This is a genomic window from Intrasporangium sp., assembly GCF_040414665.1.
In the GTDB taxonomy this organism is placed as follows: domain Bacteria; phylum Actinomycetota; class Actinomycetes; order Actinomycetales; family Dermatophilaceae; genus Intrasporangium.
In genome coordinates, this window is record NZ_JBEDUL010000174.1 from 86,644 (window position 1) to 111,027 (window position 24,384).

The following is a 24,384-nucleotide window of genomic DNA, read 5'->3' on the forward strand; positions in this document are numbered from 1 at the left end:
TCGACGGTACCCCCGGGTCAGACGTCGAGTCTGACGGTGGCGGAGGCGACGAGGATCCCCACCGCGAACGCGAGGAGGATCAGCACGTCAAGCGTCCGGGAACGGACGTTGAGTCCGCCGGCCTTGCGAGCCGGCCGCGCAACCAGGCGCACGATGGCGCCGAACAGGAACGCCGCCGACAGGATCCGGCCGCCCCACCGGACGTCCCCGAACGCCATCATCAGCGTTCCCGCCGCGCCGACGACGGCGACGACGTACCACCAACTGAGGACGACGAAGCCGCTACCGCGCCACTGCACTGGCCCTCGCCTCGGCCGCCTGGACGATGTTGGTCAGCAACAGCGCTCGCGTCATGGGGCCGACGCCACCGGGGTTGGGGCTGATCCAGCCGGCGACCTCGGCCACGTCGGGCGCCACATCGCCAGCGATCTTGCCGTCGACACGGCTCACGCCCACGTCGAGCACCGCGGCACCGGACTTGACCATGTCCTTCGTGACGATCCCAGGAACACCGGCCGCTGCGATGACGATGTCGGCCCGGCGCACCTCCCCGGCCAGGTCCTTCGTCCCGGTGTGACACAGCGTCACCGTCGCGTTCTCCGACTTGCGGGTGAGGATCAGGCCGAGTGGTCGACCGACCGTGAGACCACGACCGACGACGACGACCTTCGCACCCGCGATCTGGACGCCGAAGCGGCGGAGCAGCTCGACGACCCCCATCGGAGTGCAGGGCAGCGGCGCCGGGCGGCCGAGGACGAGCCAGCCGAGATTGGTCGGGTGGAGGCCGTCCACGTCCTTCTCCGGCGACACGCGGGAGAGCAGGGCCATCTCGTCCAGGCCGGTCGGCTGCTGCACGAGGAAGCCGGTGCACTCCGGGTCGGCGTTGAGCTCGTCGATGACGGCCTCCACCTCGGCCTGCGAAGCGGACGCGGGCAGGTCGCGGCGGATGCTGGTGATACCGATCTCGGCGCAGTCCCGGTGCTTGGCATTGACGTACCACTGGCTGCCCGGGTCGTCCCCGACGAGCACGGTGCCGAGGCCCGGGACGATCCCACGCTCCCGAAGGGCGGCCACCCGTTCCTTCAGCTCGGCCTTGATCGACGCGAGGGTTGCCTTGCCATCGAGGATCTGTGCCGTCACGCTGGCCATCCTTTCACGGCACCCGGCTGGCCGGTCACTCCTCCCGGGAGCGTCGGGCCTCCCGCTCCTCTCGGCGGTCGGTGACGAGGATCCACCCCACGAGAATCGCGCCCGCGATCGCAGCGAGGATGAAGAACAGCATGGCGATGGCCGGGTAACCGAGGATCCGGCTCGTGGTCGGGACCTGCATCATGAGCGCGGCGCCGACGACGATCGCCGCGAGGACGATGCCCGTCGTCAGGCGGTTCGCGAGCCGCTGCAGCACCGACACGAACCGCACCTCGTCGATGGTCCGGACCCGGAACGCCAGCTCGCCCTCGGACAGCGCGTCCATGATCCGGTTGGCCCGGCGCGGCAGCTGCGCCGCGAAGTCCTTGGCCTCGATGGCGGACGAGATGGCCCCGGAGAGCGAAACGGAGAGGCCGCCGCGCAGCAGCTCCTCGAGGTTGTCCCGAATGGCCTCAGCGGGCGCGAAGTCGGGGTCGAGGTGCGTGGTCACCTGGTCGAGGTTGAGCAATGTCTTGCCGATCATCGCCATCTCGGCGGGAGGCCGCAGCCCGTGGGTGCCCGACAGGCGGCTCAGCTCCAGGAGCACACCTCCCGCCTCCACCTCGCCACCGAGAGCCACCGCGGTGGACACCAGGTGGGAGACGTCGTCCCGGAAGCGCGCCGCATCGTAGCCCGCCAGGGGGTGCCCCATCTCCGCCAGGACGAGTGCGGCCTCATCACCGTCGCCGTCGCTCAGCGCGAGCAGGAGCTTGATGATCTTGGCACGCACCCGCCGCGGGACCGTCGCGACCATGCCGAAGTCGATCAGGGCCAGTCGGCCGTCGTCGGTCAGCAACACGTTGCCCGGATGCGGGTCGGCGTGCAGCGTCCCGTCAACGAGGATCATCCGGACGTAGGCGGAGAAGAGCTCCTCGACGAGCGGACGGGTGTCGACGTCGAGCAGCCCGAGTGGTCCGACGGTGGTGACCGGTCGCCCTGCCGCGAAGTCCATCGTCAGGACCCGCGAGGTCGACAGCTCAAGGACCGGCTGCGGCACAACGAGGTGCGGGTAGGCCGCGGTCAGCTCGCCGAAGCGGATGAGGTGCTGGGCCTCCTGCCGGTAGTCGAGCTCGCCGGCGAGCGAGCGCCTGAAGTGGGCGAGGAGGTTGTCGATGCCATAGCGGCGGCCCATCTCGGTGTGCCGGTCGACCTTGGACGCCAGGGAACCGAGGACCTCCATGTCGTCGCGCACGATCTCGCGCACCCCCGGCCGCTGGACCTTGACGACGACGTCCCGGCCGTTGCGGGTCGTTGCGCGATGCACCTGTGCGAGGGATGCGGCAGCGAGAGGAGCCTCGTCGAACTCGCTGAAGAGGCTGCGGACCGGCGCACCGAGCTCGGCCTGGACGATCTGGCGGACCTGCTCGACGGAGAACGGCTCAACCGAGTCCTGCAGCCGCGAGAGGGCCTCCGTGTAGGGAGGCGGCAACAGGTCGACCCGCGTGGACAACAGTTGACCCAGCTTGATGAACGTGGGGCCCATCCGTTCCAGGTCCGCCGCGAGTCGCTCCGGCTCGCCGCCCTCGACGTCGGCGACCACCCCTTCCTCGGTGAGGAACTCGTCGACCTGGACTCCCGTCAGGAGATCCCGATGGCCGTGCCGCACCACGAGACGCACGAGGTCGGCGTACCGCTTCCGATGGCCAGCATCCATGACCGGACCGTACCCGCTCGACGACGCAGAACCGGCCCCAGCGGAAGGCCACCGATGCGCGGGAGCGAGCCCAGCGGCATACGGCACATGCGTGTATCTGCCCGGCCGAGCTGGTCTCTGGACGGTTGCTATCCGGGATACACGTTTGCCCGGAGCCAACCAGGGAGGGAAAGACAGTATGAGTGCACTCCACCGGACCATGCGTCGTGCCGGCACGGTCCTGGCCGCAACCGCGGCCATCACGCTCGCCGGCTCCACCATGGCCTCGGCGCACCACTGCTACAAGGTTGAGTGGCAGGAGGCTGCCCACCGAGCGCACAGCAAGGGCAACAGCGCGTGGATGCCGCTGAGCGACCTCGGCGCCACGTTCCTCATCGGACCCGAGTACGCGCAGCAGTGCGGCTACGTCGCCGATGACGCGGTCGCGCAGTGGATGGCGGCAAAGGGCGTCACGCAGGAGCCGCTGATTCACACGCGCGCCACGATCGGCAGCGGCAGCTACTACAAGAAGGGCGTGGCCCCCAAGCCGATCAGCTACCTGGAGGACGACGACTTCGGGATGCTGACCATGGCCATCGTCGACGGCATGGCGACGTGCGCTCCCGACTGGGAGATGCCGATGGAGTGACCCACAGGTCACCGCGTTGAGGGGCCGTGCCGAACGAGGGGTTGGCACGGCCCCTCACCATGCCGGCGGTCCGGGTCAGCGGAGCTGGCTGAGTGCCAGCTTGAACTCTCGCTGGGCGGCGAGCCGCATCGTGGTGAAGGATCCGTCCGCGATCGGCGACGCGGCATCCCCTGCCATCTCGCGGACCATGAGGACGACGCGCAGCATGTCGCCGACCTGCTCCTTGGGCAGTTCGGCGGCGAGGATCGGCAGCTCTTCGTTCTCCTCCGCCTCGGCGTGATCCCGGAGGCTGCGCTCGAGCTGGTCCAGGGCGACGAGGAACTCGTCGTCGGACGGGGGTGCGCCCACCGGGTCTGCCTCGGCGGTCATCGACGTCACCGAGTGAGCATCGCCGAGGCGAGCCAGGCGCTCGACGATCTCCGCGGCCTCGCGCTCCTCGTCGAGTCTCTCCCTCGTCGAGTCGGTGACCCAGGCATTGTGGATGGCCACCTCCTCGGCCGCCTCGTGGACGGCCAAGTAGCGGAGCAGCCCCTGCAACGGGAGCTCGCGCTCGTCGACGGAGGCGTGGCGAAGGGAGCCGATCAGCCCCCACAGGTGCTGGTGTTCGGCGTTGAGCGCGGATCTGATCTCGTGCAGGGTGGCGACGCGGGCCTCCATCGGATCACCTTCGGCAGTCGGCAGTGAGACGTTCCTTCCGGCGACCACTACCCGTGCCCTCGTCAAGGTAACGGCTCTGCACCGCCAACGTGCTGCACCTCTCGCGATACTGGTCAGGCAGAGTCCACCTCGGTCAGTGCGATCCCGGGGTCGGCGAGGCGGTCGCGGTCGACGGAGGTGCGGTCCCGGACGAGAGTCTGGACGGCCTCCATGGTGTCCCACATGTTGACGTGCATCCCCGCGAGGACTCGGACCCCGCCGGCCTCGGGAACGACCCAGAACGCCATGAACTCGTTGCTCTTGGGGTCACCCCGAAGGACCACTTCGGTCTCCGTACGAGGCGGGATGTAGCCCGAGTACTCGAGGCCGACGTCGTACTGGTCGGAGAAGAAGAAGGGGACCGGTCCGTAGTGCACGTCCTTGCCGGCGATCGACTGACCCGCCGCATACCCGCCGTCCTGAGCGTTGGCCCAGTGTTCGACGCGCACGCGAGTCCCGAGGGTCGGGTTGTACCAGTTGGCGACGTCGCCAGCCGCGTAGACACCCTCGGCAGACGCGCGCAGCGCCTCGTCGACGACGATCCCGTTGTCGACCTCGAGACCGGCCTCCTCGGCGAGACGGGTGTTGGGCCGGATTCCGACCCCGATGACCACGGTGTCGGCCGGCAGGCGCTCACCGCTGCTCGTCACGACCGCCGTGACCTTGCCGTCCTCACCCTCGAGACGCTCGACGCCCTCACCGAGGCGCAGGGTAACCCCGTGGCTGCGGTGCAGGTCTGCGAACCAGGTGCCGACCTGCTCGCCGACCACCCCGAAGAGCGGAGTGGGGTTGGGCTCGACGATGGTCACCTCGGCGCCGTGGTGCCGGGCGGCCGCTGCGACCTCCAAGCCGATCCAGCCGGCGCCGATGACCACCACGTCACTTCCGGCGACGAGACGGGCGCGAATCTTCTCGGAGTCGGTCATCGAACGGAGGTAGAAGACGTCGGCGAGGTCGGTGCCGGGCACGTCGAGCTTGCGCAGGCCGGAGCCGGTGGCGATGAGTACTGAGCCGTAGCCGAGCTCGCTGCCGTCCGACAACGTCACGGTTCGCTTGTCCGGGTCGAGGCGGTCCGCTGCGACGCCGAGTCGCAGCTCCACGTTGTTGTCGTCGTACCACTCGCGAGGATGCGTGAAGGCGACGTCCTCGGGGTCATTGCCGAGCATGACGCCCTTGGACAGGGGCGGCCGCTCGTAGGGCAACCGGTTCTCCTTGCCCACGAGCACGATCGGCGTTTCGTGGTCGCTCTCGCGGATGGCTTCGATGGCGCGTGCGGCTGTCAGGCTGCCGCCGACGATGACGATGGGATGGCTGTTGCTCATGGGGCCACTCTCCCCCACCTACCTCACTTGGTCGAGTGTCCAGTTCGTGTCGAAAGAGCCGGGTGTCTTACCCGGCGGGCACCGACTGCGCCGTCGCGCTGGGTGCGAGCCCAGCGGCATACCGCAAGACTTTGACGGATGACTGAACATCCGTTTAGCATCTTATACATGAGTTCAGCACGGCCCCCTGCGGTCGAGGACCTCACCACCCGCGCCCGGATCCGTGAGGCGGCGATCCGGCGCTTCGCCGCGGACGGGATGGAGGCTCCGCTGCGCGCGATCGCCGCGGACGTCGGGGCCAGCCCGGCGCTGATCCTGCACCACTTCGGCTCCCGGGCCGGGTTGCGGGAGGCGTGCGACGAATGGGTTCTCGCCGAGGTCAGCGCCAACAAGTCCGCGGTGCTCGGGCCGGGCGGTGCCACCGCCATGCTCACCCAGCTCGCGCACGTGGAGGGCTACGCCCACCTCGTCGCGTACCTGCTGCGCTGCCTGCAGAGCGGCGGCAAGCTCGCCACGAGACTCCTCGACCAGCTTGTCGTGGACGCGCAGACCTATCTCGGCGAGGCCGTGGAGGCGGGCTCGGTCCGCCCGAGCCGCGACCCCGAGGCACGGGCGCGGGTCCTGACCGAGACGGCCCTTGGGGCGCTCCTGCTGCAGCTGCCCGGCCGCGACGAGCACCTCGACGTGTCGCAGCTGCCCGCGTGGCTGCAGGCCTACTCGAACCGCCTCATCCTGCCGCTTCTCGAGATCTACACCGAGCCGCTGCTCACCGACTCGAGCCTCCTCGACGCCTACCTGTCCACCCTCCACGAACCCCACAGGAGCTCACATGCCTGACCTCGCCATCGAGACCCACGATCTCGTCAAGTCGTTCGGGACGACGAAGGCCTTGGCCGGATTCTCCCTCCGCGTCGAGAAGGGACAGGTGGCCGGCTTCCTCGGACCGAACGGTTCGGGGAAGTCGACGACGATCCGCGTCCTGCTCGGCATGCTGCGGGCCGACTCCGGCTCCGCGCAGGTCCTCGGGCTCGACCCGTGGGTCGATGCGGTCGCCATCCACCGGCGCGTCGCCTATGTCGCCGGGGACACCAGCCTGTGGCCGAACCTCACCGGCGGTGAGGTGATCGACGTGCTGACCCGGCTCTACCGCAAGTCGGCCGACCGCCGTCGGCGTGAGGAGCTGCTCGAGCGCTTCGAGCTCGACCCGACGAAGAAGGCCCGCACCTACTCGAAGGGGAACCGCCAGAAGGTCGCGCTCGTCGCGGCGCTGGCCACCGATGCGGAGCTGTTCCTCCTCGACGAGCCGACGTCGGGCCTCGACCCGCTCATGGAGGCGGTCTTCACCCAAGAGGTCCGGGCGCTGCGCGACGAGGGGCGCACCATCCTGCTGTCGAGCCACATCCTCGCGGAGGTGGAGAAGCTCTGTGACACCGTGACGATCATCCGTGCCGGTCGGGACGTCGAGACGGGCACACTGGCCGAGCTGCGCCACCTCACCCGCTCGACCGTCACGGCGACGACCTCCGCAGACCCCACGGCCCTCTCGCGGGCGCCCGGCGTCCACGACCTCACGGCGGACGACGGGTTCCTTCGCTTCGACGTCGACAACGTCCACGTCAATGACGTGCTGCGGCTGCTCGCCGACAAGCGGGTGGAGAACCTCACCATCGCCCCGCCCTCCCTCGAGGAGCTCTTCATGCGCCACTACGGCGACGAGATCGCTGCCCCGGAGGAGGCTGCGTCCCGATGAGCGCCCCGATGGACACCCCCACGGCCACCGCCGGGCAGGCCACGTCCCAGGCCCAGCGCTCGGGCGCCGTGAACCGTCCCGGTGCACGGGCGACGGCCGAGCCCTGGGCCGGCACCCTTGAGCTGTTGCGGTTCTTCCTCCGGCTCGAGCGCATCCGGATCGCGGTGTGGACCCTCTCGCTCGGGATCCTCGTCGCCGGTTCGGTCGCCTCGCTCGAGGCGACGTACACGACGCCCGAGGCCCTGCAGGCGCGTGCGTCGCTCATGTCGAACCCGTCCGCCATCATGATGACCGGGCCCGCGTTCGGGCTGGACAACTACACCTTCGGGGCGATGGTGGCGAACGAACTGTCCCTCTACGTCATCCTCGGCGCCGCCATCATGAGCATCCTGCTCGTCATCCGGCACACGCGGGCCGAGGAGGAGTCCGGGCGCCTGGAGGTCGTCCGTGCGCTGCCCGTCGGACGATTCGCCCCCGCTGCCGCGGCCCTGTTCACCGTCGCCCTGGCCAACGTCGCCGTCGGCGCGGTGACGACGCTCGCGCTCGTCGGCACCGGGATGGAGGCTGCGAGCTCGCTCGCTTTCGGGCTGGCCACCGCCCTGACCGGACTCGTCTTCGGCGCGATTGGAGGCGTGACGGCCCAGCTCACCGAGCATGCGCGAACCGCCTCGAGCATGGCGCTCGGAGTCCTGGCCGTCGCTTTCCTCGCGCGCGGCCTCGGCGACGTCATCCGCAACGAGGGTTCCTGGCTCTCGTGGTTCTCGCCGCTGGCCTGGGCGCAACAGACGCGGCTCTACGTCGACCTGCGCTGGTGGCCGCTCGCGGTGTCCGCGGCGGCCATCGTCGTCCTGCTCGCCGTCACGGTCCGCCTCGCCCAGCGACGCGACCTCGGTGCCGGGCTGCGTGCTCCCACGCCCGGCCCCGCCGAGGCGTCGCCGCGGCTGCTCTCGCCAGTGGGGCTCGCCCATCGGCTCCTCTGGAACACGTACCTCGGCTGGCTCGTCGGGATGTTCCTCTTCGCGATTGCCTTCGGCGCGCTCGCCAACTCGCTCGAGGACCTCGTGAACGACATCCCGCAGATCGACGAGATGCTGCCACTGGACCTGGCCAACCTGACGACGAGCTTCTCGGCCTACATGTTGTCGCTCTTTGTCATCGCCCCGATGGCGATCGCCGTGGCAGGGGTCCTGCGGCTTCGCTCGGAGGAGGCGGCCGGCCGGGTCGAGGCTGTGCTCGCCACGGGCAGCGGGCGGACGGGGCTGCTCGGCGGCTGGACTCTCGTCGTGGCCCTGCAGGCGGTGGTCATGCTCGTGGTCATCGGGCTCGGCGCCGGGCTCGGCGTCGCGGCGGGCACGGGCGACGGCGGCTGGGTGTGGGACCTCGTCCGGGCCGCCCTTGCCTACGTTCCGGCAACTCTGCTCATGGCCGCTGTCGCCATCGCCCTGTACGGGCTGGCTCCCCGGCTGGGCTCGCTCACCTGGGTGCTCGTCATCTGGGCCGCCCTGGCCCTTTATCTCGGCGGCCTGCTCAACCTGCCCGAGTGGGCCTTGTCGCTCTCCCCCATCCATCACACGCCGCAGGTGCCCGCCGAAGCTGCCGCGGTGACGCCACTGGTCGTGATGAGCCTCGCCGCTCTGGCCGTCGCGGCCGTCGGCTTCCTCGGCCTCCGGCGCCGCGACATCGTGTCGGTCGGCTAGCCCAGGGGACAACCGCAACACGCCCGGTATCTCGGAACGCACACCTGAAGTTTCAGGGGTGCGTTCGAGATTCCCGGGCGTGTTGCGGGCCGTGGGGGGCGGGAGGCGCGTGGGGCCACGTGCGCGCGGGGCGAGCTCAGCGGCATACGTCAACTGATGTCGTATGCCGCTGAGCCGGCGGCCGCTGGCACGCCCGGTCAGCGCGGGGTCAGGACGTCCAGGCGCGCCACAGGGCGGAGTACTCGCCGTCCCGCGCGACGAGCTCGTCGTGGCTGCCGAGCTCGACGATGCGCCCGTCGATGACGACCGCGATCCGCTCGGCGTCGTGAGCAGTGTGGAGGCGGTGCGCGATGGCCACCACGGTGCGGCCGGTGAGCAGCGCGTTCATCGAGCCCTCGAGGTGCCGCGCCGTCCGGGGGTCGATGAGCGAGGTGGCCTCGTCGAGGACGATGGTGTGCGGGTCGGCGAGGATGAGGCGGGCCAGGGCGATCTGTTGCGCCCGGCCCGGCGTCAGCTGGGTGTGCCCGGAGCCGAGCTTGGTCGAGAGCCCCTCGGGCAGGCGCTCGACCCAGTCCCAGGCGTCGACCGCGCGAAGTGCCTCGATGACCGCCTCGTCGGACGCGTCCTCGCGGGCCAGGACGACGTTGTCGCGCACCGAGCCGATGAACACGTGGTGCTCCTGCGTGACGAGGGCGACCTCGCTCCGCAGGACGTCGAGGGGCAGCGAGGTCAGGCCGACCCCGCCGACCTCGACGGTCCCGGTGCGCGGGCCGTGGATACCCGCGAGGAGCCGGCCGAGAGTCGACTTGCCCGAGCCGCTCGGTCCGACGACGGCGAGCCGCTCCCCCGGTCGCAGGGCGAGGTCGATGCCGTGGAGGACGTCGTGGTCCGCACGGTACGCGTAGCGCAGGTCCCTGCCGACGAGGTCTGGGGCGGCCGGCCTGGCGGCACCTGCCTCGCGGTCGGGCGGCACGGTGGCGATGCCGAGGAGTCGGGTCGTCGACGCGATCCCGACCTGCACCCGGTCGACCGTGTGGACGAGGATCTCGAACGGTCCCCAGAGCGCCTCGGTGTAGAGGATCGCCGTGGTGATCTGGCCCAGGGTGGCCCAGCCCTGTGCGTAGCCGACCGCCCCGAGCAGCAGGACGAGCACTCTCGGCATGCTGAACGCGAGGTCCATGACCGCGAAGAGCAGGTTGCGCAGGGTCATCGTGTAGCGCTCGGCCTGGCCGGAGACCTCGAGGTCGTCCTCACCACGGCGGAGCCGCCGGGCACCGAGCCCGAGCGCCTCGACGGTGCGGGCGCCCTCGACGGTTTCGGTCAGCGTCGTGTTGATCCGCGAGTAGGTGCCGCCCTCGGTGAGGTAGCCCTTGGGTGCACGGGCGAGATAGCGGCGGATCTGGAAGAGGGCCAGGCCCATGAGCACGAGCGAAGGGACCGACAGGATGAGCGAGTTGCTCAGCATGGCGACGAGGGTCAGCACGACGGTCGTGCCCGCGATGATCGCCTGAGGCAGCGCCCACCGGACCGACTCACTCATCGTCCCGACGTCACGAGTGACGCGGGTGACAAGGTCGCCCGAGCCGGCCGACTCGACTCGCGACAGCGGCAGCCTGAGGATCGCCCGCACGACGTATTCGCGCGCCGCAGCGAGGACGCCCTGGCCGAGGACGGCCGAGGTGGCCTGCGCCGCGAAGGTCAGCAGCCCCTGCAGGAGGACGATCCCCGCGACGACAAGCGCCATCGTGTTGGCGGCGGCGAGGGCCGCATCCTGGCGGCCGGCCTGGACGTCGGCGACGGTCGAGTCGACGAGCGAGCCGAGCAGTCGCGGCACGAGCAGGCCGGCGCCGGCCGCCAGGGCGTTGGCGACGAGGACGGCGGCGACGACGTGCTTGCGCTCGGCGAGCAGCCGGCCGATGAACCTGACGACGCGCCCCGGCGCGGCGATGGGCAGGCCCTTGCGCGAGCTCAGCTGGTCGGCGACGAACTCGTGTGCCCGCCGCTCACGCAGCTGGTGGCGCAGCCGGAGCGCCCGGACGCGATCCTGCGGCGAGGCGGTGGTGGGAGGACGCAGCTCGACCGGGACGACGGGGACTTCGGCGGGGCGGTCCCACGTGTGGGCCGACTCGGCGGCGAGGTCCGACGGCAGCGGCGACACGTCGGTGTCCACGTGGCTCATGGCGCCTCCTCCTCGCTGAAGTGGGTGACGAAGGAATCGGGGTGCGACCCGTTCGACTCGTCGGGGCTGGGCTGGTGCGACGCCGCGACCTCCCCGCGCACGACGATGGAGCGGTATGCCGCTGAGCTCGCCAACAGGTCGACGTGCCGTCCCCGGGTGGTGGCCTTGCCGTCCTCGAGGAGGATCACGTCGTCGGCATGGTGGAGGAGCAGCGGAGACGCCGTCATGACGATCGTCGTGCGACCGGCGCGGTGGGGTGCGAGCCGCTCGGCGATGCGTGCCTCGGTGTGCGCGTCGACGGCGGAGGTGGGCTCCACCAGGACGAGGACGTCGGGGTCCGCCGCCAGGGCTCGCATGAGGACGAGTCGCTGCCGCTGGCCACCCGACAGGCCCCGACCCCGCTCGTCGAGCTCCCCCTGCCAGCCCCCCGGCATGGCGTCGAAGACGTCCTCCGCTGCGGCGGTGTGCAGGGCGAGCTCGGCCTCGGACCGCGTGAGACGTCCGAGGGGGTCGACCGCTTCGCGCAGGGTGCCCGCGAACACCTGCGGCGAGGTGTCGCTGACGAGGACATGGCGACGGACCTCGTCGAGGCGGATGGCCCCGAGGTCGACGCCGCCGACGGTGACGCCCCAAGCCTGTCTGGCCCGCTCCTCGTCCTGTCTCGCCTGCTCCTCGCGCTGGACCGTGCGGCGGGAGCGTTCTCGCCGGGCCGCTCGTCCCTTGAGCTCCTCCGGGATCTCGTCGCTGACGAGCGTGCCCTCATCGGACGGCAGGTACCGGCCGAGGCGGTCCGCCAGCGCGGCCGAGTCGTCGGGGACCGCCGAGACCACCATGGTGAGGTGGCCCGGCTCGAAGACCGCGCCGGACGCCCCGTCGACGATTGGCGCCCCGGAGGGGAACGCCTGCGGGTGCTCGGGCTCGACCCACGGGGGACGCTGGCTGAGCACGGCGATGGCCTTGCGCGCCGACACCACCGACCGGATCCACTTCAGGGCGAACTCGACGAAGGTGCGCATCGGCGCCAGCAGGAACAAGCCGTAGCCGAGGAAGCTGACGAACTGGCCCACCGTGAGCCGCCCCTCGGCGACCTCCCGGGTGCCGAGCCACATGAGGACCACGACGAACCCGCCCGAGATGAGCACGCCCACGGCCTCGACGGCGCCGTACCACTTGCCGGCCAGGACCCCTGAGTGCCGGACGCGCTGTGACTGGTCGGCGTAGTTGCCGCCGAAGGTGTCCTCGCCGCCGATCCCCCTGAGGATGCGCAGGCCGGCCACGATGTCGGTCGCCATCGAGGTCAGCTCCGAGTTGCGGGACCGCTCGATCCCCTGCCAGCGCTGCATGGGCCGGAGCAGCGGCGTGCCGAGGACGACGAGCAGCGGCGCCGCGAGGAGGACGAGCAGGCCCATCCGGACCGATGTCGACAGGACGATGCCCGCGACGACCAGATAGGCGACGAACTGCGAGATGGCGCGTGTCGTGACCTCCATGAGTGCGCCGAACTGGTCGCCGTCGCTGCCCGAGACGGACAGGACCTCGCCCGTCGGCGTGCGGCGGGTCAGCACGTGGCCGAGCTGGAGTGCCTTGCGTGTCACCAGCGCGGTCGTGCCGTAGAGGGCGATGAGCCACTCGCGCACGATGATGGTGTGGTAGACGACCCCGCTCATAGCCCCGATGGCCGTGACCGCCCCGAGGATCAGGACCCACCGGAGCGTCGCACTGGCGTCACCGGCGATGATGCCGGTGTCGATGGCCCGCCCGACCATCCACGGCCCGAGCGTCTGCGGCACCATCCACACGACGGCGACGAGCAGGCCGGCCCAGAAGAGCGCGCCCTGCTGACGGACCATCCAGCGCAGGAAGGTTCGTGGACTGCGGGTATCCGGTTCGTCGGCCTTGGTGGCGCGATCGGTGTAGGCCCGGATCTCGGGTGGGAAGTCTCGCATAGCCCATCCAGCCTAGGTGGGGGCGGTGACGCCGCCCCACCGGTTTTTCGGGCGCCGACCCAGCCTTCGAGTGTGCACTTCGCGCCGGGAGCCTCGGGGCTCGGGCTTCGTCGAGTGTGCACTCCGCGCCGGGAGCCTCGGGGCTCGGGCTTCGTCGAGTGTGCACCTCGCGCCGCGCCCTCGGGGCTGGGGGCCTTGTCGAGTGTGCACTCCGCGCCGGGAGCCTCGGGGCTCGGGCTTCGCCGAGTGTGCACCCCCGGTCATCTAGAGTCTTGCCGCCCGGCGGACGTTGCGCTCGAGGGCCAGCTCGATGGCATGCCGCGAGAAGAAGCGTGGCTCGGCCAGGCCGAGAGTGAGAGCGTCCTCGTCTACCTCGAGCTCCCGGGCAAACCGGCGCACCGTGGACTGTCGCGCCTCGGTCGTGCACACGTCGGCGTTCCAGATCTCCAGTACTACCCAACCGTCTTGCTCAAAGAGAACGCTGCGCGCTTCATCACGGCCACGTTGCGCCTCACTGGAGTGGAATTCAGCCCCTTGATACTCCCCGATCACCTTGATCACTCGACCGTCAGGTGTACCGATGCGCCAGACGAGGTCTCCGTAACCGAGAAGCAGGGTGGGGTTCCAGCTCGCGTAGATGGGTTCGTTGAGAAGTGGCTCGACAAGCCCCGCCCGCACAAACATCAGCCGGCACACCGTTTCACGCGGTGACCAGGAGCCGACTCTGATGGACTCGAGCGCCTCGAGCAAGGTCCTCTTGCCGCGAGGGCGGACGCGCTTGGCCAGCGCGCGCCGCAGCGGGCGCACGGACTTGAGACGGGTCGCGCAGGCATCTCCGATCACGATGAGGTCATCGAGCCCGACCGGCTTGCCTGGGCCCACCAGTTCTCCGAGGTCGACCCACGTGTCTGCGAGGTCGACGGCGCGCAGCCCCGACACGTCGGTCACGGCACGCTGATGCAGGATCCGGTGGCCCACGAGCCCGTGCCGACGCACTTGGGGCTGGTCGATCGGCCCAATGACGTGCAGTCGGATGTCCTCCTCCATCGCATACGACAAGGGGAGTCCGTGCAGCCGGGCGGCCGTGAGGTGTGAGAACGCGGTTGTTGCTGGCAGCGCCAAGGACACTGCGGTCGCCAACGCGGCCAAGTCCCGGGGAGGCTGGACTGCCCAGACGCCTCGTGTGGGCGAGTTAAGGAAGGGACGTCTCAGCTGACGGCCACTCAATCCCGCCGCGCGCCCATCCGTCACGGTGAAGTATGGGGCCAAGGGTTCCGGGAGCGGCCTCGAGTTCATGGGCACACGATCGGTGCTCCGTCCGATGCGCGGGCAGGATGGGCAGGCTCCCTGTGGACAGAAGAGCGTGCCGCCACGGGATGTGGATCCCGGGGCCACCGCCCGGAAGCGTGCAACCGACGGGCACCAAGTCCGGCGCGAATTGCACACTCGAGGAGAAGCCAGCCCTGCGCGAATTGCACACTCGAGGAGAAGCCAGCCCGGCGCGAACTGCACGGTCGAGGAGAAGCCAGCCCAGCGGCATACGGGCGGATTGTGTGTCGTTCCGGGGAGAGGAACGTGCCCCCCGAACCGGCGGCCCAGGCGCGACGCTCGTATCGGCGACACGTGGAGGTGGCGCCTCGACAGATCGCAAGGGAGCGCCGGTGCCGACACTCACGATCCACCCGACGGGCGAGAGGATCTACCTCGCGCCGGGAGAGACCGTGCTCGAGGGGCTGTACAAGGCCGGCTACGCCTACACGATCGGGTGCCGCCGCGGCGGCTGCGCCATCTGCAAGGTCGACGTCCACGACGGGGCGTTCGACTACAACCGACCCGTTGCCGACTCCGTGATCTCCGACGAGGAGCGCGGGGACGGCACCTGTCTGAGCTGCCGGGCCGTCCCGGACTCGGACCTCACCATCGAGATGCGCGACAGCTGCCTGCGTCTCGTCAACCCGTTCCTGCGCCAGATCAACGAAAAGGCCCGGCTCCGCGCCGAAGCCCTGGCCGCCGGCACCACCACGAAGGAGTAGCAGTGGGAATCTTGAGGATGGGCTACGCGCATGTCCGGGTCACGGACCTCGCCGAAGCCAAGCAGCACTACGCCAACACGCTCGGTCTCTACGAGACCCTCGAAGAGGACGGCAAGCTCTACTTCAAGGGCTGGGACGAGTGGGACCACCACTCGCTCGTCCTCGAGGAGGGCGGCGTCGGCGTCGTCAAGTACGGCTTCAAGGTCGAGAAGCCCGAGGACATCGACGAGATCGAGCAGAAGGGCAAGGCCTTCGGCCTGACCGTCGAGCGCATGTCCAAGGGTGAGAACCCCGAGGTCAGCGACGGCATCCGCTTCACCACCCCGTCGGACCACGTCTTCGAGGTCTACCACGAGCAGACGCTCATCGGCACCGAGGTGGGCACGCACAACCCCGAGGCGTTCCCGCGCCACCTCGTCGGCGTCGGCGTCCCCGGCCTCGACCACTCGCTCATCCTCGCCGAGGACGTGCGGCTCATGGAGAACATGCTGACGGACGTCTTCGGGTTCTACACGACCGAGCGAGTCCAGACCGACCTCGTCGACGACGACGCCCACTACATCGCCACGTGGATGACGAGCAACAACCAGATCCACCAGATCGCCGTCCTCGAGGGGCCGCAGAGCAAGCTGCACCACGTCGCCTTCAAGCTGCAGGACTGGGCAGAGGTCGGCCACGCCGGTGACCTCTTCGCGATGGACGACGTGCCGATCGACATCGGCCCCACCCGTCACGGCATCACCCGCGGGCAGACGATCTACTTCTTCGACCCGTCGGGCAACCGCAACGAGGTGTTCGCCGGCGGCTACCTGGCCTACCCGGACCGGCCGACGGTCAAGTGGACGCCCGACCAGATCGCCAAGGGCATCTTCTACCACGCCCGCGAGATCAACGAGCGCTTCACCACCGTCTCGACCTGATCCTTCCCGACCCTGCCATCCCGGAGGAGAGCCATGACGACGACGGCCGCCCGCGCCACACACGTGCGCACCCAGCAGACCATCACGTATGCCGGTGCGCGGGCAGCCGTCGACGCCGCCCTCGAGCGGGCGGCTGAGATCGGAGTCCCCGTGAACGTGGCCGTCACCGATCCGTCGGGTGCGCTCATCGCCTTCGCCCGTATGGACGGAGCGCCGCTGCTCTCCTCCGGGATCGCGCAGGACAAGGCGTGGACCGTCTCGGCCTTCAACGGCATCGCCACGCACGAGTTCTTCGGGCTCATCGAGAACGAGGCCCCACTCCGGGAGGGCATCGTCCACCGCGACCGGCTCGTCGTCTTCGGCGGCGGGGTCCCGGTGCGCGTGGACGGCGCGCTCGTCGGTGCGGTCGGCGTCTCCGGCGGCACGGCCGAGCAGGACCGAGAGATCGCCGAGGCCGGCGCCGCCGCCCCCACCCACATCTGACCCAGCAACCCCTTCCAGGCACGAACCACGAGATAGGACGAGCAATGACGCCGTTCATGCTCCAGGTCGCCGAGCTCGTCGGAGCGCGTGACACCGACGTCGAGCCCGTCGCCCCGATGCCCATGACCCGGATCAGCCAGCGCATCGCCACCGGCACCGGTGCCGACCGCCAGGTCGCCATCCGCTCGCTCGCCGAGCAGCTCGTCTGCGAGGCCAACGCCGTGCTCGCCTCGGCCGGGGCCATCGTCGCCGGGGTTGGAGACGACCACCTCGCCCTCTTCGACGAGACCCTTCCCAACGAGCTCGCCTTCAACATCACCTACCGCGGCCGCGCGGTCCGCGTCTCGACGACGTTCGAGGACCGCACGGCCTACGCCCGCCTCGTCGGCGACGGCTTCGAGTCCGAGGTCCCCCAGGAGCTCGACGGACCGGACGCCCTGCCCGACCTGCTCGTCCGGCTCCTCGTCGAGTCCGGAGTCACGCGGCACCCCGCCGCCTGACCACCCGCCCCAGTCTGGGACGCCCATTCCGGGCGCTCCCCATCCCAACGCGCCCGCACACGCTCCCGAGAAGGAGGGCCGAGCATGCAGTACGAACTGCGCACCCAGGTCATCGAACCGCAGCGCAAGACCTTCGACCACCTCGTCGCGAGGTATGGGGACCGCCCCGCCTCGCGCTACGAGGAGGGGTCGATCGACATCCAGGCCAAGGAGAACTTCCACTACCGGCCGCTCTGGGATCCCGGCCACGATCTCTACGACGAGGACTTCAGCGTCCTGCGCCTGTCCGACCCCTACTCGTTCACGGACCCGCGCCAGTTCTACTACGCCCCCTACGTCACGTCGCGGGCGGCGATGTCGGACGCGTTCGGCGCGACCCTGACCTACCTCGAGAGCCGCGGCCTCCTCGAGCGCCTCCCCGACCGCTGGAGGGACCTGCTCGCCCAGCTGGTCATCCCGCTGCGCCACTACGAGTCGGGCGCCCAGCTGATCTCGACCGCGGCCGCCCGCTTCGGGTTCGGTACGACGATCACCCAGTGCGCGGCCTACGCGGCCTTCGACCGCATCGGCAACGCGCAGCTGATCAGCCGGCTCGGCATCGCCCTCGACGGCGGCACCGCCGGCTTGCTCGAGGACGCGAAGACCTCGTGGCTCGAGGACGCTGCCCTCCAGGGCCTGCGCAAGCACGTCGAGCAGACGATCGTCGAGAAGGACTGGGCCCTTTCGCTCGTGGCGCTCGACGTCACCGACCAGCTGCTCTACCGGATCCTCTTCGTCCACCTCGACGATGCGGCGCTCACGGGCGGTGCCCCCGCCTACAGCCTTGCCGCGCAGCACCTCACCGAGTGGTTCAAGGACCAGCGCCGCTGGCTCGACGCCCTCTACAAGGCGTGGACGGCCGACCCCGAGCTCGGGGCCGCCAACGCCGAGATTCTCGAACGCACCGTCGCGGACGCGGTCGACCGGACCGTGACCGCGCTCCGCCCGCTCGCCGCTCGCGCCGACGCGCTGGTCGGAGCCGGCGCCGAGGCCGCCCTCGAGGCGGTCGCCGCCGAGGTCCGCGCCGCCCACTCCACCCCCAAGGAGGTCTGACATGACCGACACGACCACTGCCGCCGGCGCGACCCCCGCCGCCACCCGCCCCGTCGGCGTCGACATCCAGGAGTCGGAGACCAACCGCGCGGTCGTCGAGGCCATCGAGGCCGACAACCCCGACTGCGCCGTGAACCACATGCCCGGTCTCGTCCGGATCACCGCACCCGGTCGCCTCGTGGTCAACCGGATCACAGTCGAGGACCGCCTCGGGCGCGAGTGGGAGACCCACGAGTTCCAGATGGCGATCGTGTCCTACTTCGGACACATCAAGGAATGGGATGACGACGAGATCGTCATCGCCTGGGACCACTGAGCCGCCCGGCCGCCACGAAGCGATCAAGGAGAAGACCATGACCATCGCCCCCAAGGCGCCGCGCAAGCTGTCGATGAAACAGCGGTACGAGGCGCTCACCCGTGACCTCGACTGGGAGCCGTCCTACGTCTCCCGCGAAGAGATGTTCCCCTACCTCGAGTTCGAGGGGATCAAGATCCACGACTGGAGCAAGTGGGAGGACCCCTTCCGCCTCACCGTGGACGCCTATGCGAAGTACCAGGCCGAGAAGGACAAGCGCCTCTACGCCGTGCTTGACGGTTTCGCGCAGGGCCAGGGCCATCTGTCCCTGACGGACGCGTCCTACCTCAACGCGATGAAGCTCTTCCTCCAGGGCGTCGCACCACTCGAGTACCAGGCGCACCGCAACTTCGCCTACCTCGCCCGGCACCTCGCCGGCCCCGGTCCGCGGTTCGCCGCGCTCTGTCAGTCGATCGACGAGATCCGGCACCTGCAGACCGAGGTCCACACCCTCTCGAACTACAACAAGTACTACAGCGGCTTCCACAACTACCTCGAGATGCACGACCGCGTCTGGTATCTCTCGGTGCCGAAGTCGTTCTTCGACGACGCGCTCGCCGCCGGCCCGTTCGAGTTCCTCATCGCCATCGGGTTCTCCTTCGAGTACCTGCTGACGAACCTCCTGTTCGTCCCCTTCATGTCGGGCGCGTCCTTCAACGGCGACCTGCCGACGATGACGTTCGGCTTCTCGGCGCAGTCCGACGAGTCGCGCCACATGACCCTCGGCCTCGAGGCGATCAAGTTCCTCCTCGAGCAGGACGAGGACAACGTCCCGATCGTCCAGGCCTGGATCGACAAGTGGTTCTGGCGGGGCTACCGGGTGACCGGTCTCGTGGCCCAGATGCTCGACTACATGCTCCCGCGCAAGGTGATGAGCTGGAAGGAGGCCTTCGAGCTGTACTTCGAGCAGCAGATGATGAAGGGCCTCTTCGAGGACCTCGCCTTCTACGGCATCCGCCCGCCGAAGCACGTCGACGACGCGATCGCCGAGAAGGAGATCCTCTCCCACCAGGTCTACTGGATCCTCTACCAGTTCTCGCACGCCGCCTCGTTCACGACGAGCGTCCCGGACGACGAGCACCTGGAGTGGCTGTCCAAGACCTACCCGGACACCTTCGACAGGTACTACCGGCCACTCTGGGAGAAGGAGAAGCGCAACATCGAGGCCGGTGGCCGGCACTTCGTCCGCGGCCTGCCGCAGCTGTGCCAGACCTGCCAGATCCCGATGGGCTTCACCGAGCCGGGCGACCCGACGACCATCTGCCAGCGCGAGTCCGAGTACAACGGGGAGAAGTTCCAGTTCTGCTCCGACGGCTGCCAGTGGATCTTCGAGCGCGAGCCGGAGAAGTACGTCCAGGCCTGGCTGCCAGTGCACCAGATCTACCAGGGCAACTGCGGCGGCCCGACCGTCCCGGACGTCCTCGCGTGGTACGGCATCCAGGACGGTGACGGCGGCGAGCACCAGGGCTCGCGCGACGACAAGAACTGGAAGCAGTGGCACGAGGACGCCGATCACGAGCGCCTGGGCGTCGAGGCCTGAGAGGAGACCGACATGGCTGTGAAGAGTATTGGCGCATATGACTTCCCGTCGAAGTCCCGTCAGGAGCTGTACGGAGAGGACCAGCTCGTCCACGTGTGGTTCAAGGACAACCCGTGGTTCTGCGCGGCGGCGTGCTTCCGGGCACCGAAGGCGATGACGTGGGGCGACTTCTGGTCCCAGCTCGTCATCCCCTTCGCCGAGGAGGACCCCGACTTCGACCCGTCGGCCGCGCGCGCCTGGTCGCTCCATGGCGAGCCAATGACTCCGCGAGACGATGCGACCCTCGAGGAGCTCGGCGTCGTCCACAAGGACGTCCTCGCGACCGTCCTCGCCTAGCCAGGCAACAACGGTGCCGTATGCCGCCGAGCCGGCTCAGCGGCATACGGCACCTTCCGAATTTGCTTGAGAACCAAAGGAACCGCCGTGGAGACATTCACGATCACCGTCGAGCCACTCGGTCGTGAGATCGAGTGTCGCGAGGACCAGACCATCCTTGACGCCTGCCTGCGCAACGGCGTCTGGCTGCCCCACTCGTGCACTCACGGCACGTGCGCGACGTGCAAGAGCGACGTGCTCGACGGCGATGTCGACCACGGTGACGCGAGCTCGTTCGCACTCATGGACTTCGAGCGCGACGAGGGCAAGCTGCTCACCTGCTGCGCCAGGCCGCGCTCCGACGTCGTCATCGAGGCAGACATCGACGTCGACGAGGACGTCGAGGTGCATCCCGTCCAGGACTACACCGGAACCGTCGTGGCGCTCGAGGACATCGCCCGGGACACCCGGCGCCTCGTCATCGAGCTCGACCGGCCGATGGCGTTCAACGCCGGGCAGTACATGAAGTTCGAGGTGCCGGGGAAGGACTGTGACCGGACCTACTCGATCGCGAACCCGCCCACCGAGCAGCAGCGGCTCGAGTTCCACATCCGGCGGACGCCCGGAGGGCTGGCGTCCGATGGCTGGATCTTCGGGGCGATGGCCGTCGCGGACCGGGTGAAGCTGTCTGGGCCCTATGGCCGCTTCGTGCTCAAGGTGGGCGACGACCGCAACGCCGTCCTCGTGGCGGGAGGGACCGGGCTCGCACCGATCAAGTCGATGATCCGGCACGCGCTCGAGAACGACGCCTACGAGGGGCACCTGACGCTCTACCAGGGCGGCCGGTCGCGCGAGTGGCTCTACGACGTCGACGACTTCCGGCGGCTCGAGGCGGAGCACCCCGACCAGTTCACCTACCGACCGTGCCTGTCGGACGAGACAGCGGAGGAGGTCGGCGAGGACGCCGCGGCCTACGGCTACGGCCTGGTGACCGACGTCATCGCGGCCGACCACGCCAGCCTGAGCGGCGGAGCCGGGTACCTGTGTGGGCCGCCGCTCATGGTCGAGGCGGCCCTGAAGACGCTGATGTCCAAGCGCCTCTTCCCTCGGGACATCTACCGCGAGGACTTCTTCGACGAGTCGGACAAGGCGTCCGGTGGGTTGAAGAGCCCGCTCATCAAACGCTGACGGACTCGTGGTCCCCGTGCTCGGCCCCCTCCCGGTCGAGTGTGCACTTCGCGCCGGGCAGCAACTGCACACTCGACGGAGGCCCGGCCCCCCTCCCGGTCGAGTGTGCACTTCGCGCCGGGCGGCAACTGCACACTCGAGTTGGTCAGAGCCGGCTCTCGCGGAGGGACCGGCCGAGCGTGTGCGCCGCCGTCAGCACAGCCGGCCCGAGGCGGGCCGGGTCGATCGAGGTCGTCCGGCCCGTGATGGACAGGGCGGCCCGTACCTTGGTGTCGCTGCCGAAGACGGGAGCGGCGACGCACGAGACACCCACGTGGGACTCCTCCCGGTCCTGGGCGAAGCCACGGGTCCGGGTCTGACGCAGGTCGCGCTGGAGCGCCCCCGGCGTCGTGATGGTCCGCGGCGTGAGGCGTGGCAGGCCGGCGTCGATCCGGGCCTGGACGACGGCGGCTGGTGAGTAGGCGAGCAGGGCCTTGCCCACCCCCGTTGCGTGAGCAGGGAAGCGCCCTCCCGTGCGGGAGCCGACAGACAGGAGGTTCGCACCGACGATCTCGACGTAGACGACATCGACCCCTTCCAGGATCGCGAGGTGGATGCGCTGGCGAGTTGCCTCCCGAAGGTCCTCCATGACCGGGCGAGCCACCTCGGAGAGGGAGCGGTAGATCGGCACCCGCTCGCCGATCTCGAAGAGTCGGAGGCCAAGGCCGTACCTCCCGTCCTCCTGCCGCTCGAGCAGCCGTTCCCGGCACATCTCTGACGCGAGCCGGAAGACGGTCGACTTGGGCAGGCCGCTGCGGCGGGACAGCTCGACGAGCGAGAGGCTCGACGTCCGGGCGTCGAAGGCCTCGATGAGGGCGAGGGTCCGGCCGAGGACGCCCGGAGGGCCGGCGGGTGACCCCCTGGGGGGCGTGAGTTCGCTCACCTTCGCCGTTTCATGCCGCTCAGTGGAACGCATGGATTGATTGAACGCCATCGCTCGGTCACTGTCATGGCATCCCGTCGATGAGAGGCCGGTCGATGACGATCGTTGAACACGCGTGGTGCGCCACGACGCCCCGGAAGCCCGTTGCCGTCCAGGACCCCACCCTGGGTTCCGGGCTCAAGTCGGTCGGGTCGGCCCTGGACGTGCTCGAGTGCTTCGCCGTGGACGGCGAGCTCGGCGTCTCGGACATCGCCCGTCGGCTCGGGGTCGCCAAGTCGACCGCGCATCGGCTGCTCCAGACGCTGGTGTCACGTGGCTTCGTCGAGCAGGACCAGACGACCGGCAGCTACCGCCTCGGGATCCACCTCTACGAGCTCGGGCAGCTCGCGCTCGCCCGCAACGCGCTGCGCCACGCCGCCCTTCCCACGGTGCGCCAGGTCGCCAAGGCCACCAACCTCACGGTCAACTTCTCCGTGCCGGAAGGCGCCGACGTCGTCTTCGTCGAGCGGATCGAGAACGTCGACGGGGTGCGCATCCTCGGCCACTTCGGCCGCCGCCTGCCCTCCCACTGCACCAGCTCCGGGAAGGCGCTCGCGGCGTTCAACCAGACGGTCTACCGCGCCCGCCTTGCCGCCGGGTTCCCGCCCCGCCTGCGCAGCACCGTTCGCACGCCGGCGGAGTGGGAAGCTGTCGTCGAGATGGTCCGCACCCGACGGTTCGCCGAGTCGCACGGCGAGTCCTTCGACGGCGCCTCGTCCGTCGCAGTGCCGGTGCTGAACAACGGCACGGCCATCGCGTCCCTCTCGGTCTTCGGGCCGACCGAGCAGGTCAAGCCCGCCGTGGGACAGCTCGTGCCACTGCTCACTGCCGCATCCAACCGGATCGCCAGGAACATCGGGCACTGAGGGCACCAGCTGCACACTCGACCTTCCGGTTGTCGAGTGTGCAGTTCCTGTGGCGCGCGCCTCCGGCGGGAAGTGCACAGTCGACGAGGAGCCGGCGCAGCGGCATACGGCACGGGGCTCGTTCCCGGGAGCGGAACGGAGCACGACGGGCCCCCTGCCGCCGACCTACCGTGAAGGGCAGAGCCTCGGGTGCGGTCCGCACCCCCGTTCCGGCAGGAGCCTGGAACACGAATCTCGAAGGGACCTCAGGTGGACGATCTCACCCGGTCAGAGGCAGCCAGGGCGCTGCTCAAGGCGTACGAGACGCGAGAGCCGATCGAGCCGTTGACCTCGACGTACATCGACCTGACGCTCGAGGACGCCTATGCGATTCAGCTGAAGCAGATCGACGAGCTGTTGGCGGGTGGGCGGACCATCAAGGGCCACAAGGTGGGCCTGACGTCCGCGGCGATGCAGCGGCTGCTCGGCGTGTCGGAGCCGGACTACGGGCACCTGCTGGACGACTTCTTCTACCTCGAGCACATGCCGATCCCGGTGGACCGCTTCCTGCAGCCGCGGGTCGAGCCGGAGGTGGCCTTCGTGCTGAAGAGGCCGTTGCGGGGTCCGGGTGTGACGGTCCACGAGGCGCTGGCGGCGGTCGACTTCGTCCTGCCGGCGCTGGAGCTGGTCGACTCGCGGATCAGGGACTGGAAGATCGGCCTGTTCGACACGATCGCCGACAACGCCTCCTCGGGGGCCGTGGTGCTGGGGTCCACCCCGACCGACGTCTCGGCCGTGGACCTGCGCCTGGCCGGTGCGACGTTCCACCGCAACGGGCAGGTCGTCGGGACCGGAGCGGGGGGCGCGGTGCTCGGGTCGCCGCTGAACTCGCTGGTGTGGCTGGCCAACACGGTCGGTGCCCGCGGGGTCACCCTCGAGGCGGGCCATGTGGTGCTGCCGGGCGCGGTCTGCGCGATGGTCCCGGTCGCGCCGGGCGACACCTTCACCGCCACCTTCGCCGGTCTCGGCTCGGTCACTGCACGCTTCTCGACCACCTCGTCCCCCTCGTCCCCCTCGTCCATCAAGGAGTAG

General features: G+C 69.6%; 24 protein-coding genes. 15 read left to right on the plus strand and 9 right to left on the minus strand.

The genetic code is table 11. The features are described 5' to 3' along the window. Window positions 1-17 precede the first annotated feature (17 nt). From ABF401_RS19780 to ABF401_RS19790, 3 genes are read right to left on the minus strand one after another with little or no spacing between them, the layout of a single operon-like run. On the minus strand, window positions 18-299 hold the full coding sequence (locus tag ABF401_RS19780; protein ID WP_353511305.1) for a DUF3017 domain-containing protein: 282 nt from the start codon (window positions 297-299) through the stop codon (window positions 18-20). After that, window positions 283-1,140 (minus strand): bifunctional methylenetetrahydrofolate dehydrogenase/methenyltetrahydrofolate cyclohydrolase, encoded by an 858-nt coding sequence (locus ABF401_RS19785; RefSeq protein ID WP_353511306.1) that lies wholly within the window; start codon window positions 1,138-1,140, stop codon window positions 283-285. The genes ABF401_RS19780 and ABF401_RS19785 overlap by 17 nt, the downstream gene beginning before the upstream one ends. A gap of 34 nt (window positions 1,141-1,174) precedes the next feature. Then, the gene (locus tag ABF401_RS19790; protein WP_353511307.1) at window positions 1,175-2,842 is read right to left on the minus strand and encodes an ABC1 kinase family protein; all 1,668 of its coding nucleotides are present in this window, start codon (window positions 2,840-2,842) and stop codon (window positions 1,175-1,177) included. Between the two features lie 178 nt (window positions 2,843-3,020). Here ABF401_RS19790 and ABF401_RS19795 point away from each other — a divergent pair, with 178 nt between their 5' ends. After that, window positions 3,021-3,470 carry a hypothetical protein gene (locus ABF401_RS19795; protein WP_353511308.1) on the plus strand — a complete coding sequence of 150 codons (450 nt, stop codon included), beginning with the start codon at window positions 3,021-3,023 and terminating at the stop codon, window positions 3,468-3,470. 75 nt (window positions 3,471-3,545) lie between these two features. On the opposite strand, the gene ABF401_RS19800 is transcribed toward ABF401_RS19795, so the two are convergent. Together ABF401_RS19800 and ABF401_RS19805 are read right to left on the minus strand one after the other, a co-directional pair. Then, a complete protein-coding gene (locus ABF401_RS19800; protein WP_353511309.1) occupies window positions 3,546-4,127 on the minus strand; it encodes a hemerythrin domain-containing protein in 582 nt (193 codons plus the stop codon). Window positions 4,128-4,240: 113 nt separating this feature from the next. Continuing rightward, window positions 4,241-5,488 (minus strand): NAD(P)/FAD-dependent oxidoreductase, encoded by a 1,248-nt coding sequence (locus ABF401_RS19805; protein WP_353511310.1) that lies wholly within the window; start codon window positions 5,486-5,488, stop codon window positions 4,241-4,243. Window positions 5,489-5,656: 168 nt separating this feature from the next. Between ABF401_RS19805 and ABF401_RS19810 the strand changes: the two genes are divergently transcribed. From ABF401_RS19810 to ABF401_RS19820, 3 genes are read left to right on the plus strand one after another with little or no spacing between them, the layout of a single operon-like run. After that, window positions 5,657-6,325 carry a TetR/AcrR family transcriptional regulator gene (locus ABF401_RS19810; protein WP_353511311.1) on the plus strand — a complete coding sequence of 223 codons (669 nt, stop codon included), beginning with the start codon at window positions 5,657-5,659 and terminating at the stop codon, window positions 6,323-6,325. Further along, the gene (locus ABF401_RS19815) at window positions 6,318-7,238 is read left to right on the plus strand and encodes an ABC transporter ATP-binding protein (RefSeq protein ID WP_353511312.1); all 921 of its coding nucleotides are present in this window, start codon (window positions 6,318-6,320) and stop codon (window positions 7,236-7,238) included. The genes ABF401_RS19810 and ABF401_RS19815 overlap by 8 nt, the downstream gene beginning before the upstream one ends. Further along, window positions 7,235-8,935: an ABC transporter permease gene (locus tag ABF401_RS19820; RefSeq protein ID WP_353511313.1), complete on the plus strand. Its 1,701-nt coding sequence runs from the start codon at window positions 7,235-7,237 to the stop codon at window positions 8,933-8,935. The genes ABF401_RS19815 and ABF401_RS19820 overlap by 4 nt, the downstream gene beginning before the upstream one ends. Before the next feature lie 208 nt (window positions 8,936-9,143). Here the strand turns inward: ABF401_RS19820 and ABF401_RS19825 are convergent, their stop codons facing one another. From ABF401_RS19825 to ABF401_RS19835, 3 genes are all read right to left on the minus strand, one after another. Beyond that, window positions 9,144-11,114: an ABC transporter ATP-binding protein gene (locus ABF401_RS19825; protein WP_353511314.1), complete on the minus strand. Its 1,971-nt coding sequence runs from the start codon at window positions 11,112-11,114 to the stop codon at window positions 9,144-9,146. After that, the gene (locus tag ABF401_RS19830; RefSeq protein WP_353511315.1) at window positions 11,111-13,060 is read right to left on the minus strand and encodes an ABC transporter transmembrane domain-containing protein; all 1,950 of its coding nucleotides are present in this window, start codon (window positions 13,058-13,060) and stop codon (window positions 11,111-11,113) included. Before ABF401_RS19830 ends, ABF401_RS19825 begins: the two co-directional genes overlap by 4 nt. A 264-nt stretch (window positions 13,061-13,324) precedes the next feature. After that, a complete protein-coding gene (locus ABF401_RS19835; protein ID WP_353511316.1) occupies window positions 13,325-14,119 on the minus strand; it encodes a putative endonuclease domain-containing protein in 795 nt (264 codons plus the stop codon). Between the two features lie 602 nt (window positions 14,120-14,721). Between ABF401_RS19835 and ABF401_RS19840 the strand changes: the two genes are divergently transcribed. The 9 genes from ABF401_RS19840 to ABF401_RS19880 all read left to right on the plus strand — a co-directional run bounded on the left by ABF401_RS19840 (window position 14,722) and on the right by ABF401_RS19880 (window position 21,486). Beyond that, window positions 14,722-15,093, plus strand: coding sequence for a 2Fe-2S iron-sulfur cluster-binding protein (locus ABF401_RS19840; protein ID WP_353511317.1), 372 nt, complete (start codon window positions 14,722-14,724; stop codon window positions 15,091-15,093). Between the two features lie 2 nt (window positions 15,094-15,095). Then, complete coding sequence (locus ABF401_RS19845; protein ID WP_353511318.1) at window positions 15,096-16,013, plus strand: catechol 2,3-dioxygenase; 918 nt, start codon at window positions 15,096-15,098, stop codon at window positions 16,011-16,013. A gap of 33 nt (window positions 16,014-16,046) precedes the next feature. Then, on the plus strand, window positions 16,047-16,496 hold the full coding sequence (locus tag ABF401_RS19850; RefSeq protein ID WP_353511319.1) for a GlcG/HbpS family heme-binding protein: 450 nt from the start codon (window positions 16,047-16,049) through the stop codon (window positions 16,494-16,496). 44 nt (window positions 16,497-16,540) lie between these two features. Then, window positions 16,541-16,996, plus strand: a complete 456-nt coding sequence (locus tag ABF401_RS19855; RefSeq protein ID WP_353511320.1) for a hypothetical protein — start codon at window positions 16,541-16,543, stop codon at window positions 16,994-16,996. A gap of 84 nt (window positions 16,997-17,080) precedes the next feature. Beyond that, window positions 17,081-18,088, plus strand: a complete 1,008-nt coding sequence (locus ABF401_RS19860; RefSeq protein ID WP_353511321.1) for a ferritin family protein — start codon at window positions 17,081-17,083, stop codon at window positions 18,086-18,088. A 1-nt stretch (window position 18,089) separates the two neighbouring features. Then, complete coding sequence (locus tag ABF401_RS19865) at window positions 18,090-18,404, plus strand: MmoB/DmpM family protein (protein ID WP_353511322.1); 315 nt, start codon at window positions 18,090-18,092, stop codon at window positions 18,402-18,404. Window positions 18,405-18,441: 37 nt separating this feature from the next. After that, on the plus strand, window positions 18,442-19,983 hold the full coding sequence (locus tag ABF401_RS19870) for a YHS domain-containing protein (protein ID WP_353511323.1): 1,542 nt from the start codon (window positions 18,442-18,444) through the stop codon (window positions 19,981-19,983). A 12-nt stretch (window positions 19,984-19,995) separates the two neighbouring features. Continuing rightward, window positions 19,996-20,319 (plus strand): phenol hydroxylase subunit P4, encoded by a 324-nt coding sequence (locus ABF401_RS19875; protein WP_353511324.1) that lies wholly within the window; start codon window positions 19,996-19,998, stop codon window positions 20,317-20,319. Between the two features lie 87 nt (window positions 20,320-20,406). After that, window positions 20,407-21,486, plus strand: a complete 1,080-nt coding sequence (locus ABF401_RS19880) for an NADH:ubiquinone reductase (Na(+)-transporting) subunit F (RefSeq protein WP_353511325.1) — start codon at window positions 20,407-20,409, stop codon at window positions 21,484-21,486. A gap of 145 nt (window positions 21,487-21,631) precedes the next feature. On the opposite strand, the gene ABF401_RS19885 is transcribed toward ABF401_RS19880, so the two are convergent. Continuing rightward, window positions 21,632-22,441: an IclR family transcriptional regulator gene (locus ABF401_RS19885; RefSeq protein ID WP_353511327.1), complete on the minus strand. Its 810-nt coding sequence runs from the start codon at window positions 22,439-22,441 to the stop codon at window positions 21,632-21,634. Between the two features lie 62 nt (window positions 22,442-22,503). Here ABF401_RS19885 and ABF401_RS19890 point away from each other — a divergent pair, with 62 nt between their 5' ends. Both ABF401_RS19890 and ABF401_RS19895 read left to right on the plus strand, forming a co-directional pair. Continuing rightward, window positions 22,504-23,313 (plus strand): IclR family transcriptional regulator, encoded by an 810-nt coding sequence (locus ABF401_RS19890; protein ID WP_353511328.1) that lies wholly within the window; start codon window positions 22,504-22,506, stop codon window positions 23,311-23,313. A gap of 249 nt (window positions 23,314-23,562) precedes the next feature. After that, window positions 23,563-24,384, plus strand: coding sequence for a 2-keto-4-pentenoate hydratase (locus tag ABF401_RS19895; protein WP_353511329.1), 822 nt, complete (start codon window positions 23,563-23,565; stop codon window positions 24,382-24,384).